This window comes from Alteromonas sp. KUL49, from assembly GCF_006538345.1.
Taxonomy (GTDB): domain Bacteria; phylum Pseudomonadota; class Gammaproteobacteria; order Enterobacterales; family Alteromonadaceae; genus Alteromonas.
In genome coordinates this window covers 38566-52832 of the sequence record NZ_BJKL01000002.1, presented here as the reverse complement: position 1 = coordinate 52832, position 14267 = coordinate 38566, and the positions used below count along the sequence as shown (strand labels likewise).

General features: G+C 44.1%; 10 protein-coding genes, 2 tRNA genes and 1 pseudogene. 7 read left to right on the top strand and 6 right to left on the bottom strand.

Annotated features, from left to right (window positions below; genetic code table 11):
- The first annotated feature begins 11 nt into the window (after positions 1-11).
- The 3 genes from EYS00_RS03405 (at position 12) to EYS00_RS03395 (ending at position 1654) form a co-directional block, all read left to right on the top strand.
- Positions 12-87 (top strand) — tRNA-Lys (locus EYS00_RS03405).
- A 275-nt stretch (positions 88-362) separates the two neighbouring features.
- The gene (gene nadA, locus EYS00_RS03400; protein ID WP_130635170.1) at positions 363-1418 is read left to right on the top strand and encodes a quinolinate synthase NadA; all 1056 of its coding nucleotides are present in this window, start codon (positions 363-365) and stop codon (positions 1416-1418) included.
- A 145-nt stretch (positions 1419-1563) separates the two neighbouring features.
- Positions 1564-1654: transfer RNA gene (locus tag EYS00_RS03395), tRNA-Ser, on the top strand.
- A 755-nt stretch (positions 1655-2409) separates the two neighbouring features.
- On the opposite strand, the gene EYS00_RS03390 is transcribed toward EYS00_RS03395, so the two are convergent.
- Together EYS00_RS03390 and EYS00_RS03385 are read right to left on the bottom strand one after the other, a co-directional pair.
- Complete coding sequence (locus EYS00_RS03390; RefSeq protein ID WP_130635169.1) at positions 2410-3504, bottom strand: DUF4238 domain-containing protein; 1095 nt, start codon at positions 3502-3504, stop codon at positions 2410-2412.
- Positions 3505-3748: 244 nt separating this feature from the next.
- The gene (locus tag EYS00_RS03385; protein WP_130635168.1) at positions 3749-4663 is read right to left on the bottom strand and encodes a hypothetical protein; all 915 of its coding nucleotides are present in this window, start codon (positions 4661-4663) and stop codon (positions 3749-3751) included.
- 222 nt (positions 4664-4885) lie between these two features.
- Between EYS00_RS03385 and EYS00_RS03380 the strand changes: the two genes are divergently transcribed.
- Entirely contained in the window at positions 4886-5644 is a 759-nt protein-coding gene (locus EYS00_RS03380; RefSeq protein WP_130635167.1) for a MipA/OmpV family protein, read from the top strand.
- 85 nt (positions 5645-5729) lie between these two features.
- Positions 5730-6086: a VOC family protein gene (locus EYS00_RS03375; RefSeq protein WP_130635166.1), complete on the top strand. Its 357-nt coding sequence runs from the start codon at positions 5730-5732 to the stop codon at positions 6084-6086.
- Between the two features lie 58 nt (positions 6087-6144).
- Here EYS00_RS03375 and asd read toward each other — a convergent pair whose 3' ends face one another.
- Both asd and EYS00_RS03365 read right to left on the bottom strand, forming a co-directional pair.
- Entirely contained in the window at positions 6145-7263 is a 1119-nt protein-coding gene (gene asd / locus EYS00_RS03370) for an aspartate-semialdehyde dehydrogenase (protein WP_130635165.1), read from the bottom strand.
- 174 nt (positions 7264-7437) lie between these two features.
- The gene (locus EYS00_RS03365) at positions 7438-8355 is read right to left on the bottom strand and encodes a LysR family transcriptional regulator (protein ID WP_130635164.1); all 918 of its coding nucleotides are present in this window, start codon (positions 8353-8355) and stop codon (positions 7438-7440) included.
- A 171-nt stretch (positions 8356-8526) separates the two neighbouring features.
- Between EYS00_RS03365 and EYS00_RS03360 the strand changes: the two are divergent.
- Positions 8527-9518 (top strand): annotated as a pseudogene (locus tag EYS00_RS03360) (zinc-dependent alcohol dehydrogenase family protein).
- A 67-nt stretch (positions 9519-9585) separates the two neighbouring features.
- Here EYS00_RS03360 and EYS00_RS03355 read toward each other — a convergent pair.
- A complete protein-coding gene (locus EYS00_RS03355; RefSeq protein WP_130635163.1) occupies positions 9586-10443 on the bottom strand; it encodes a S9 family peptidase in 858 nt (285 codons plus the stop codon).
- Between the two features lie 115 nt (positions 10444-10558).
- Between EYS00_RS03355 and EYS00_RS03350 the strand changes: the two genes are divergently transcribed.
- Positions 10559-10981 (top strand): CBS domain-containing protein, encoded by a 423-nt coding sequence (locus EYS00_RS03350; RefSeq protein WP_130635162.1) that lies wholly within the window; start codon positions 10559-10561, stop codon positions 10979-10981.
- A 250-nt stretch (positions 10982-11231) separates the two neighbouring features.
- Here EYS00_RS03350 and EYS00_RS03345 read toward each other — a convergent pair whose 3' ends face one another.
- Entirely contained in the window at positions 11232-14267 is a 3036-nt protein-coding gene (locus EYS00_RS03345) for an efflux RND transporter permease subunit (protein ID WP_130635161.1), read from the bottom strand.

The following is a 14267-nucleotide window of genomic DNA, read 5'->3' as shown; positions in this document are numbered from 1 at the left end:
GTATTTTTGATGGGTCGTTAGCTCAGTTGGTAGAGCAGTTGACTTTTAATCAATTGGTCGCTGGTTCGAATCCAGCACGACCCACCATCTCCTCAATGTGTCGTTTTCCAAAATTTCAAAAATATATTACCCAACGTAAATTCAGGATTTGAACCAGCGAAGCTGTTCGACAAAATCCGCGCAGCGGTTTTGAACGCGACCGAATATTTGCGCGTATATCTTCCAGATTATTGATTATTTTGTTGCATGCACTCACGTAATCTAGCGATTAATAAATGTTCTTGTATATGCGTTTATGCATGTGTAATTTTTATGACAGTTGGGTATAATCCACGCCCTTGTTGAAACAGAGATGAAGGCCAATGACCGTTGCTTTTCGTGTGGAACAGGTTGATTACCCTTTTCCAGCCAAACCTCAACCCCTATCAGATGCTAAAAAGCAGAGCTTAAAAGCAGAAATTAAATCTTTGCTTAAAGAACGCAATGCCGTGTTAGTTGCGCATTACTACACTGATCCTGAAATTCAGGCGTTAGCAGAAGAGACTGGTGGGTGCGTAGCCGATTCTTTAGAAATGGCTCGCTTTGGGCGCGATGCACAAGAGCAAAACCTCATTGTTGCAGGTGTACGTTTCATGGGCGAGACAGCTAAAATCCTTAGCCCTGAAAAGCGCGTATTCATGCCAACCTTGGAAGCAACGTGTTCACTAGACCTTGGTTGCCCAATTGATGAATTCAGCCATTTCTGTGACCAGCACCCAGATCACACCGTGGTGGTTTACGCCAATACGTCGGCTGCAGTGAAAGCCCGTGCAGATTGGGTAGTTACTTCAAGTATTGCACTTGAGATTGTTGAGCACCTAGATAGCCAAGGTAAAAAGATTATCTGGGGACCAGACCGTCACTTGGGTAGCTACATTGCCAAGCAAACTGGCGCAGACATGCTTATGTGGCAAGGCGAGTGTATTGTTCACGACGAGTTCTCTGCGCAAAAACTCGCTGATATGAAAGCCTTGCATCGCAACGCTGCGGTATTGGTTCACCCTGAGTCACCCGCGAGTGTGGTTGATATGGCTGATGCAGTAGGTTCTACCAGTCAGCTGATTGCAGCGTCGCAAAAAATGGACAACGACACCTTTATTGTTGCTACTGATAAAGGCATTTTTTATAAGATGCAGCAACTCACTCCGAACAAGACGTTTATAGAGGCTCCAACGGGCGGTAACGGCGCTACATGTAAAAGTTGTGCTCACTGTCCATGGATGGCAATGAACGGCTTAGAGGCGATTAAGGCGTCATTGAGCGAAGACAACGGTTCTCACGAGATATTCGTAGATGATGGCCTGCGTGAACGCGCGTTAGTGCCATTAGATCGCATGCTCGATTTTTCTGCGGAACTAAAGCGCAAACAAGGCTTGTAAGGTAAAAGCGTGTATTAAATAGACACTTATTGTGTTTTTTGGGGCAATAGCTTGATTCAGCAAGCATGATTCCCTAATATACGCGCGCTCACAGTATTCACTGTAAGAAATTCGGTATTGAGCCCAGGCTCACACCACACAATTTGGAGAGATGGCTGAGTGGCTGAAGGCGCACGCCTGGAAAGTGTGTATACGTTTATAGCGTATCGAGGGTTCGAATCCCTCTCTCTCCGCCAGATACAGAAGAACCGGCTCATAGCCGGTTTTTTTGTATCTATAGGGATGTGACGGTTGAGAACCCGAGTTCAGGGTTTGACAAGTTGCCACTTAGCAACTTGAAACGAGCGGCTTGTCCGCGAAGCCCGAAGGGTTTTGAATTAATCCTTTTCTTTCTGCCAATTTAGAATCGTGGCTATCAAAATCCTCTAATAGCTTGAAGGGGCTCGTGATAGCGGTGGTTCGAACTCCCTATTTTCTATTGAATACCAATGCATTATGAAAAGCGATTCAGAGTACTACTCGTTTGTGCTCTGGGTTGTCTGTAACCCATACGGCATAGCGGGTTTCAAAAAATCTAAATTCGTTTCGAAAAGTTTCGTCAAATCCTCTGATGGAAGTCGCGCAATTCGCTATTATTTTCCAATAACATAGGCTTATCCCTTGCGATTCTCTCAATACGTTCCTCACATGCATCTGTAACAACGCCATCCAATATTGGTTGGTTCATCACCCGTGACGGTATGAACCTAACGCTGTATTCTTTCAGTTAATTTTGTCGAATACGGTAATAGGTGTTTCCACGTTGAATAGTCTAGTAAAAGGTTGGTGCGAAGATACTGTAGTGTCCGAAAAAACGGGGTCACATACTTTGCGCAAAACATGGGGTTACCATCAGAGAATGAAAGGATGCGTATCGGTTGCGATCCGGGCATTCGTCAGAGAACCAAACACTCGAATACTTGTGTATTCAAAGTGAAGAAGTGCAAGCCCTTTATTTGGGTTTGGACAGCTCCCAATAGTAATCTTGCGCTCCGGGTGGTATGTGATAACGCCTCATATACCCCTTACCAGTCCCGTTAGTAAACACTTTCCCATTACTCCGATATTTTATGACGCTAGGCCATGAAAATTCTTTAGGATGTATTACTTCTGAATGCATTAGTACTTCTTGATGCTCTTCAGCTTCTTTATTTTCAACGACCCTGTAGCGAGTATACTCGCCATCATTATAATCAGGCACTGCGTAAGTGACCCTGTGCCTAGTTTCAGGTTTATACTTAGATATACTTTCAACTGATGTTTTTAAAAAACACTCATGTTCAGCATCTTTCAAAAAAATATTAGCTCGGCAATTTAATATTTGCTGCTGATTAAAGCTGATTACATCATTTTGACTAGATATGCTTGTCCATCCATTTTTGTTGGAGACATTGTAAACATCGCCATCGTAGCCCAAGAATAATAGTTTAGGTGTTAGAGGTAGAAACGTTAAAGCGCCTGCGTTTCCCACACCAAAAGACCTAAACTTCGTCCGCTCATCATTTATATACCATTTATTGGTTAGTACTGCTGGGTCATCTGATGTAATAAAGGGAAGCTTAGTTTTGTTGTAAACGATGCATGTTTTCAAGTCATCTATACCTGACATGCACTCAGCATATTGTTTCATTGCTAATATTACAGCTTCTTTAATCTCTAGATTAAACTCTCTTGGATCGATACCTGATGTAGTACCAATTTCAGCAAACATTTCAGCGGTTCTTCTTGATGCTGCCTCCGTTCGTAGGTGCTGAAGTAACCAAAAGCGGATTAGGATAATTCGGTGCTTATCGGTGAGTTTTCGCGAAGAGTTTAATAGTTCTCGCAGAGTGGTTGCATAGGCTCTCTCTACCAATTGAATAGCACCCTCTAACTTAGCGCTTTTACCATAAAAATAGTTACCAGAGCATTGGTTCTTAACTGGAGCATTGCGTAAGAGTTTGCTCCTATCAACGTTGTATACATTGATAGCTTTTCCTAAAGAATCGAGTGTGAATTCCTTCAAGTAGCACTTAGGTACGTAATGTTGATTTTTGTTAGTTGCCATTCACATCCTTATAAAATTAGGGAAGTATCGATAATAGATGTTTAGCGATTCAACTTATAACGACTATTGTGGTTAAAGCTCGTTTAGACGAGATTACGATTTTTTATATACCAGCAGAATTAGAACATTCAAAAATCTAAATGGTATGTTAATTGGCTTGATGTACATTTGAGCTTGCCAGAGACAGTCATCCTGATCACACTGTACTTGATTTAAGTCACTATTCTAGACACGCCAAATATGCTCATTTTTTACTGAGTAAAGCGGATGAAACCATACTAAGTGAATCAATTGGAGTCGTAGGCTCTTTCTCGAATGCGTGCGTTGGGGCCAATAAATTGACCAAAGTCGTGAGGTCTGAAAAACCAGTTTCTTTGCAAATTAACAATGCATCTGCACGGGACATATAAAATATTGCGAGGCGAATATTGTATCGATAAATAGGGATAATTAGAGCTATTAGAAATAACGTTACGCTTATGCCACCAAATCGAATGATATTAATTCTTATTAAATCAATGGTTTCGTAATTTCCAGCTTTAGCGACGTAGTCCTCAGCAACTGGTAATTGTTCAAACTTAAGTAGTGCAATATTGCGTTTGTTTTCTACGTCACTTGCTTCCAATTGCGCTTCATGAACGTCCGTCATCGCAACGAGCCCTAGTGCATATTTTTCTTTTGCTGCACTCAGTATGTTATTAACTTGCGTCTGATATAATCTGAGCGCCTCTAAATGTGCTATCATTTCTTCGCGAGTTAACAGTTCTTCGGTCTGATTTATATAATTAATGTCAATCAATAACTTCTTTTTTTGCTCGAGCACGTTGATTCTGGAGTTTAGAACAAATATTTCGTGTTCAAGGTTTAATACGTCAGTAATTGTTCTTGTGCCTACTTCAAATCCAGCTTCAACTGCACTTCTTGCACTATTCTGAGCCTCTCTCAGAAGTATTTGACCATCTAGCTCTCTATTCAGAGTCTCTAAATTTTGTGCGGAACCACCTCTTGTTTCAATCGACTGAGCAAAGAAAAATATATAAACCGCTAATCCAAGGAGCGAAAAAACAAAACACAATAGGAGGTAAGCTATTAGCGTATGTTGCTTGCTTCTTCCTTTAAACATCGAAATTTGGTTCTCACTAATCTTATCGGTGTCCATTTCCGTGTACCTTACCGTTTTTTGTACGTTAATTAAACACTACTTCACTGTTACATGACACATTATTATGCCGAACATCTGGTTATTTTCTATTTTAATAATTCTACTTCAAAGAGGTGAGTCCCAAAATTTTAAAGCTTCGAGTACAACTCATTTCCTCAATAAGTGAACGCTTTCATAAACCTTTCGTAATACCCATTTTGTCCTAAAGGAATATGAATCATGAAAAAGCTGGCGGTATTGATGTTGGCTGTGTTGTCTGGTGCGGTAAGTGCGGACGAAAGAGGAAGTGCTAGAGCCCAGCTGGAACCCAACGGATTCTTGTATGGGGTTGGCTTGTCGCTAAGCAAAGAAATCTATCAAGGCTTTGGTAACCGGGTTATCCCTCTTCCTATTATTGGGTATCGCAGCGAAAACCTAACCGTGTATGGCCCGTTTGTGAGCTACGAGTTTGCTGAAATTGGTGACATCGAGTTCGAAGCCAGATTATCACCTCGCTTTCAGGGTTTTGATGATTCAGATAGTGACGTTTTTGCGGGTATGGAAGAGAGAGATTCTTCCATTGATGCTGGATTAGCGGTTAAGTATGAGCGGGATGATTGGCGTGTAAATGTATCTGGGTTGTTTGATGTGCTCAATAAGTCAGACGGTTATGAAGTACGTGCTCAATTGGGGCGTGCGTTTCAATATGGTCCAGTGTTTTTTGAACCCAATGCATCCGTAAGTTATCTCGACGAGAGCTATGTTGATTATTACTACGGAGTAAGCGCTGACGAAGTAACTGCTGAGCGCGGTTTTTATAGCGGTGACAGTGCAGTGAATACCTCGTTGGGTTTATCGGTCTCAACGCCCATCTTCTTTGGTGGATTTACCCAGTTTGCGATTGATTATACGTGGTATGACGACAGCATTACCGACAGTCCCTTGGTAGACGACGACGCCAACTTTAGTGTCAGGCTACTATTTAGCAAGTTTTTCTAATCTGTATGTAATGATTTTGTTAACGCAACAGACAAACTCTCTGTTTTCCTATATGGTTAGCTAAAACAAAAAGAGAGGTGTAACTATGTCGAATGTTGGGTTACTAAACTACGTAGAATTTGCTACCAAAGATATTGACGCCACAAAGGCATTTTTTGGTGCTGTGTTTGAGTGGGAGTTTACCGATTATGGCCCAGAATATACGGCGTTCAGTGAAACAGGCTTAGACGGTGGTTTTTACTATTCACCTACCGTTCTCAAAGCCGAAAATGGCGCGCCTTTGTTGGTGTTCTATTCAAAAGATATTGATGGAATAAAAGCGAAAGTCGTGGAGTGTGGTGGTGTGATTGCTAAAGATACTTTTGCCTTTCCTGGAGGCTGCCGTTTTCATTTTATAGAGCCCGGTGGGAACGAGTTGGCGGTCTGGTCTGACACCATATAAACAAAAGGCATGGCGTTGATAATCTATCGAGCCATGCCTGTTGAGTTTTTAGGGCGATTTATTTGCCCAATATGATCCTAAGCATTCTGCGAAGTGGTTCGGCTGCACCCCACAATAGCTGATCACCTACGGTAAACGCCGAGATATACTCAGGTCCCATAGTGAGCTTACGGATACGACCTACGGGTATAGACAGTGTGCCCGTCACCTTAGCCGGTGTTAGCTCTTGCATAGTCTCGTCGCGATCATTAGCGACAACTTTCACCCAGTCGTTGTGTTCAGCAAGGATAGACTCGATTTCCTCAACGGGTAGGTCCTTGGTTAGCTTGAGCGTAATGGCTTGGCTGTGGCAACGCATAGCGCCCACACGCACACAAATACCGTCGATAGGTACGTTAGTTTGTGTGGCTAAAATCTTGTTTGCTTCTGATTCCGCTTTCCACTCTTCACGACTTTGTCCCGAAGGCAGTTGGCTGTCGATGTAAGGGATCAAACTTCCAGCCAGTGGAACTCCAAATTGGTCGCTTGGATAGTCGCTACTGCGAATAAACTCAGCCACTTCTTTGTCGATATCAAGAATAGCGGTAGCAGGGTCGGATACTTTGTCTTTGACCTTGTCGTGAATGGCACCCATTTGACTGATGAGTTCACGCATGTGCTTGGCACCTGAACCAGACGCGGCTTGATAGGTCATTGGGCTCGCCCATTCAACCAAGCCTTTCTCGAACAAACCACCTAAGGCAAGTAGCATAAGTGAAACTGTACAGTTACCGCCCACAAAGGTTTTAACACCATTGGCTAAACCGCTGTCTATGCTGTCGCGGTTTACTGGGTCAAGAACGATAATGGCGTCATCGTCCATTCTTAGTGCAGATGCCGCATCAATCCAATAGCCGTTCCAGCCTGATTCACGTAGTTTAGGGTAAACGTCTTTGGTGTAATCACCGCCCTGACAAGTGATAATAATATCTTGTTTTGCCAGTGCTTCGATGTCGAAAGCGTCTTCTAACACACCGTATGATGTGCCACCAATAGTGGGCGCAGGTAACCCTTTTTGAGACGTGGTAAAGAACGTAGGCGCGATGTGCGCGAAGTCTTGTTCTTCTTCCATACGTTGCATTAGCACCGAGCCGACCATTCCACGCCAGCCAACTAAACCTACTTGTTGTTGAGACATTAAATAAAGAACCCTATTTAAAACATATTAGACATAGTGTGCACCATGACCTTTGAGTGATAGCACACGTAACCTGTCGTTATTATTCTTGTGCAGGCAGTCTATAAATAAATTGTTTAGCTGGCTAGGGGGTTTTTAGAACTTATGCTTAGACGGTATAAATGAAATGTGTAGTTAATTCGAAGTATGTTTTGCTAGTGCTTCATCCCAATAGGGTGTTTGTCCAAAGTGCGACGCCAGAAAATCAATGAATACCCGCACTTTAGGTGCGAGTAAACGTTGGCTTGGATACACAGCCCATAAATCGCAAGTAGGAAATAGTCGAGCAGAAGGGAGAACTTGCACAAGCTGCCCTTTCATTAGCGCTTCATAGCAACACCAAGTCGACATTATAGTGATGCCATTGCCATGTATGCAGGCGTCGCGTACGGCCTCTCCGTTGTCTACGCTCAAGTTAACTTTGGGCCTGATAGATGCCACTCCCTTGTCGGTTTCAAATTCCCATGTGCGCAATCCCGACAACGCTACTGCTTGGTGTTGTTCAAGGGCTTCAATAGTATCGGGTTCGCCGTGTCGTTCAATATAGCTAGGAGCAGCAACGAGAATGCGGTGATCAGGCGCTATTTTTCGCGCATGAAGGCTAGAGTCTTTAAGGGCGGCGTCTCTGATAGCGATATCGTAGCCACCTTCCACCACATCTAAAATACTGTCACTGAATCTAAAGTCGATTTTGATTTGCGGATAGTCATCTAAAAATTGCTTGATGGCGGGAATGATGTGCATGCGACCAAAGGATGCAGGTGCAGTGATCCTCAAGGTGCCCTTGGGTATTTGTTTTCCGTTGCCTACCGATGCCTGTGCAGTCTCCACGGTATTTAAAATCGACTCTGCATGGGGAAGAAACTGCTTGCCGTCGTCCGTCAGGCCAACCTGTCTAGTGGTTCTGTGAATTAATCTCACGCCTACGTCAGCTTCTAACTTGCTAATGTAGGCACTGGATACTGCAGGCGAAAGGTGCATCTCTCGACCGGCGGCGCTGATGTTTTTTGTATAGGCAACGCGCACGAAAAGCTTCAGGTGATCTATATTCATTAAGCATCTGGTCCAATGTAGTCAACAGATGGAATTTATTTGATATTAAACGTATTAAATAAATCTATTATCAATAATAACTATAAACTCTTTATAAGGTTATCTCAATTATCACAGCGAGACTTTGCAACTAGTATTGAAGACATTCAAAAAGACAAAGCGAGTGACATAATGAAAGCAATGGTTATAAATGAGTTCGGTGGCCCAGAAGTATTTACCTTGGCTGATATACAGAAACCGGCGATTAAATCGGGTGAAGTGTTGGTGAAAGTGGCTGCTTCTAGTGTTAATACGGTTGACACTATGATTAGGCAAATGGGAACAGATTTACCTTTTCTCCAGCGCTTCCGGGTATATTAGGTATGGACTTTGCCGGCACTATTGTTGAAGTGGGCGACGAGGTGTTGGAATACAGTGTTGGTGATGAGGTATACGGCTGTGCAGGTGGGCTTGGAGACCTTCAAGGCGCACTCGCTGAGTACATGCCTGCTGACGTTAGGCTTATTGCCCATAAGCCTAAGTCTTTATCTATGCGCGAGGCAGCAGCGATACCATTGGTGGGTATAACTGCCTATGAAGGTTTAGTGCGAGCAAATACAAGAGAAGGGCAAAGTGTACTCGTTCACGGTGGCGCTGGCGGTGTTGGTCATATTGCGTTGCAGCTTGCTAATTATTTTGGTGCAAATGTGTTTGCTACTGGAAGTTCAGATAAGCAAAAAGCCCTTATTGAAAAGCTTGGTGGTACCTTTATTAACTACCGCGAAGAAGCGGTTGAGGACTATGTTGCAGCGCACACGTCTAGCAAAGGTTTTGATGTTGTGTATGATTCAGTTGGTGGCCCAAATTTGCAGAATTCATACAACGCGGCGGCACTGAATGGGCAAGTAGCAACTACCGTTTCATTAGTTGAGTCAGACTTAAGCGTAGCTCACTTTAAAGGGTTGAGCTTACATGTGGTGTTTATGCTTATTCCTATGATTCACAATGTAATGCGAGAATCACATGGTGAGATTTTGTCGACATTGGCGAAAATTGCTGATGAGGGTAAATTGACCCCAGTATTGGACGAAGAAGTGTTCACCTTTGAACAAGCCGGTGATGCCCATGCTCGTTTATCAAGTGGTAAAGCTATGGGTAAAGTAGTAATCAACGGTGTCGGATAGATTGTAGCGTTTTAACTAACGCTAGCTATAACACACTGAACCATTTCACTGGCCTTAAATAACGTGATTACAGGTTGTTTGAGAGCCAGTGAGTGGTGAGCGAGAGCAACGCGTTAGGTTGCGGCTGAGACTCTTGAAGTACGTTAAAGATGTGATCAGCCCCTTTAATCACTATTGCCTGCGCGTTATCACTATTTGTTGCCTCTACCAGTGCAGTGGCATTCTCCCAAGGCAAAACCTTGTCTTCGCTTCCGGATATTGCCAACGTAGCGCCTGTGAAGTTTGCCAAATCACTCAATGAGGTTTGGGAAGCAAGTTCGTCAAACCATTGCTTGCTAACCAGTAAATCATCTCTCCAACCAAGTTCTACTCTAGCAATCCCTACCGTTTTTGCCTGTTGAATATGGGCATTGTAAAAGTCCTGCATTGCTGTAATACCATCGCCTATCGCAGGAGACCATGCCACAAGTGCTTTAATGCTCGGATGTTGAACCGCAACTAACTGAGCAATAAGAGCACCTTGGCTAAAACCGATAACACCCAATCTTTCTGTATCAACGTGCGGGTGTGATGATAGGTGTTGAAGTGCAACAGTGGCGTCATTAACTGCAGAGGTGAGGGTATAGTCAGACATTGCTGCTTCACTGTCGCCAAAACCTGCAAAGTCAATTCGGATTGAGGCAATACCAACCTCTGCGAGTTTTGCTGCGAGAGACTTGTACAAATTACCCACTTCATCCTTATGTGACGCCGTGCCGTGTAACATAACAATGGCAGGGTACTTTCCGTGTTGTGCTGGCTTATCTGGTACATTGATAATCGCCTGAATATTGTAACTGTTGGTGTGAATGCGGATCTCAGACTCGGTAGCCAGTGCGTTGCACGTCACAATATAGAAACTTACTATGAGTATTAACTGTCTCATCACGTTTACCCGCGTACCTTGTATGAAATCAAAATCTTATGCTATATCAGATAAATAAAAACTGGTAGTGACAGTAGGCGCTACTCGTGGGTCGAAAGATGAGAGGGCGAGTCGTATGGCAATAGCAAGTATTATGACTAAGCGAGTGGTAAGCGTGCATATGGATGATAGCTTGCACACATTACGAGAGCTGTTCAGCGCCACGGGTTTTCATCATTTATTAGTTGTACATGACAATAAGCTAGTCGGTGTTATTTCCGATCGGGATTTGCTTAAAGCGGTGAGTCCGTTTTTAGATACCATGGGCGAGCGAACTAAAGACAGAGCTACGCTAGACAAAAAAGCACACCAAATAATGACGAGAGACGTTATTTCGTTGCCGCCTCACGCAAGTATATTCAAGGCAATAGCTATGTTTAACGAATTTGGTGTGTCCTGTTTGCCTATAGTGGATGAAAATAACCATCCCGTTGGGATTGTCTCGTGGCGCGATGTTATGTGTTTCATGGAGAGTCGAGTTGCGTCAAAAAAGATGTAAGCCCAAGCAATGTGAAAGGCCGCTCTGGGTCTAATGCCAGTCAGTTAAGCGATAAAAGGCTGTTTCGACCTCACTGAGGGGAAGTAATGAACTTTTTACTGCACGCAGTAGACCCTTCCATGGGGCTCGACCTCGGCATCCATGCCGAGGACGGCCGTAAAAAGTTAATTACTTCCCCTCGCTTATATCGAAAACCAAGCTAATCGATAGGCATTACACTCTGAGTCGATTTCAGAGCGGCCTTTGTTTGTTATCGGTAGCTTACTTTAAACAGTATGCTGTAAAGCACGGGCACTGCAATCAGTGTTAATATGGTGGCGAACGCTAATCCACCCATAATAGTCACCGCCATGTCTGCAAAGAAAGCGTCGAAAAGCAGCGGTGCCATACCCAGAATAGTAGTGACGGCAGCCAAACTTACTGGCCTCAAGCGACTGAGTGTTGCCTCAACGATCGCTGTGCGTATGGGTTGGCCTTCTTCAATTTGAAGGTCAATTTCTTCAATCAGGACGATGGCGTTCTTAATCAACATTCCAAACAGGCTTAAGAAGCCGAGCAACGACATAAATCCAAAGGGCATATCGGTAGCAAGCAAACCAGTGACTACGCCAACCACAGCCATCGGCACCACAAGCCAAATTATCAGTGGCTGTCTAGCATGGCCAAATAACAACACTGAAATAATGAACATCACTAAGAAGCCTGCGGGTAAACCGGCCCCAAGGGCTTCTTGTGCCTCTGAGGCGCTTTCAAATTCGCCGCCCCATTCCAAGGAATAGCCCAATGGTAGGGGAATTGCTTCAATTTTGGGACGTATACGTGCCAATGCTTCTCCAGCGGTTTCGTTATCGCCGGGATCTGCTTGTACGGTTATTGTTCTCACTCGATCAAGACGGTGTATGCGAAGTTCTTCAGTTTGAACATCTAGCCCGCCAGAAACCTGAGTAAAAGGAACATATTGTGCTTGTTGAGACGACCATACCTGACTTTCTCGAATCGCTTGTAACACGGTAGCTTCTGGTTTTGCCATCTTAGCTACAATGGGATAGGGGTAGTCCCCATCTTGCACCGTACCTAATTGCAAACCGCTACTGGCGTACTGGATAGTCTGGCTAAAATCAGCATGAGAGACGCCGGCTATTCCCGCATTGTAATTGTCGAACAGCGTGTTTATAGCCACACCTTTTTCTCGCCAATTGTGACGAACGTCTTTTACTTTGCCGTCTTCAATGAGAATAGCTTTAGCTTGCTCAGCCAAATCTCGCAATACATGAATATCTGGCCCAGAGAATCTAGGTTGAAGCTTAGCACCACCACCCGGACCAAATTGCATGCGCTCAAAATAGAAGCTTGCATCTAGATCTACGTCTTGTAAACCTGGGGCTATTGCTTCTATCACAGACGGAATATTTTCGAGTTCGTCTACACGCACCATAAAGAAACCGTAGTTTTCATTGGCACTTTGTGGCCCATAGGTCAGCGTAAAGCGATCTGCTCCTTGCCCTATAAATGTGGAAACGGCGGAAATATGATCTTGACCCAAAATTCGCGATTCCGCTTCTATTACGGCTAGTTCTGTCGCTCTAATATCTCGGTCTTGTGGCGCCCAATAATGGACGAAGAATATGGGCGCATTCGATGGCGGGAAAAAGCCTTGTTTTACCTTGCCAAAGCTTCCATAGGCCACCACCGTAATAACCAATAGTGCAGCAATAGTTAACCACCTGAACTTGAGAGCGCTGTGCAAAACGCTCACAAACCAAGTTTGCGCGGTTGAACGATGATCATCATCAAGGGGCTTTACACCTTTGCGGTAAAAGTACGCACCCAATACCGGCACTAAAGTCACTGCTAGAATCCAGCTTAATAATAGTGAAACTAGAACCACAGCAAACAGCGAGTACAAAAATTCACCTGTGGCGTCATCAGACAAACCTATGCCAGAGAAAGCGGCAATGCCGATAACCGTGGCACCCAGCAGAGGCCATTGTGTGCGTTTAACAATAAAGCTAGCCGCATCTTTGGCTGTGCCGCCAAAGGCCATTCTGAGCATCATGCCTTCGGCAACCACAATGGCGTTGTCGACCAGCATACCCATAGCAATTACCATAGCCCCCAGTGAAATTCGCTGAAGCTGAATATCCATGAGCCACATAATCAATATGGTACCCATTACGGTAACGAGTAAAACGGCACCTACAACAACGCCAGAACGCCAACCCATAAATAAGCAAAGGGTAAATGTAACCACTGCCACCGACATCACAAGATTTAAAATAAAACCGTCTACTGACTCATCAACAACCGCTGCTTGGTCATAAATAGGCGTGAGTGTGATGCCCACGGGTAGTCTTTTGAGAAGGTCGTCAACTTTTTGATTAACACGATTACCCACATCAACAATATTTACGCTAGAAAGAGCGGATACCGATAAAGTAAGTGCTTGCTCACCGTTGTAGCGAATCATTACAGGTTGTATATCGGCAGGCTCAAGGCGTAAGGTAGCTACATCAGCCACTCGTAATGAACGATTGGTTCCTGGAACCACTAAAGATAAGTTCGAAATTTCTTCTAGCTTGTCAGGCGCGCGCTCTACAATAAGTCGTATATTTTTATCATCGACTTTTACTCTACCACCATTAAATGGACGTAAGTTGTCTTCAAACAATGCGGTGAGCTCGGGAAAGGAAATACCAAATCCTGCAAGTTGATATGGGTTGATGTAGGCGACGATTTGTTCCTGTTGCACACCGGTAACGGTAACCTTTGCCACTCCGTCGGTAGTGAGTAAGTCACGACGAATGATACGGGCGAATTCACGTAGTTCTCTGGGGCTAAAATCGGGTGCGCTTAGGGCATAGTAGAGGCCGTATACATCACCAAAGTCATCAAACACCACGGGTGCATTAGCACCAGCGGGCAGTGAACCCGTAGCATCTCGTAGACGCTTTCTTAGCTCATCCCAAATTTGCGGAAGCTCACTACTGTCATAGTTACTTTTCACTTCAACCGTAATTTCGGAGCGACCGGGTGAGGAAATAGACGTCAGTTTTTTCAACTGTGCCATTTGTTGAATAGCAATTTCTAAAGGCTCAGTGATTTCCTGTTCAACTTTTTCAGCACTGGCTCCAGGATATGAGGTAAAAACCTTAACCTGTTTGATAGTAAATGCAGGATCTTCAAGTCGGCCTATGTTAGACATAGCGATTACACCGCCAAGCAACATAATAACCGCCATTAGCCAAACATTTACCGGCTTTTCAATGGAGAAGCGTGCGATATCCAT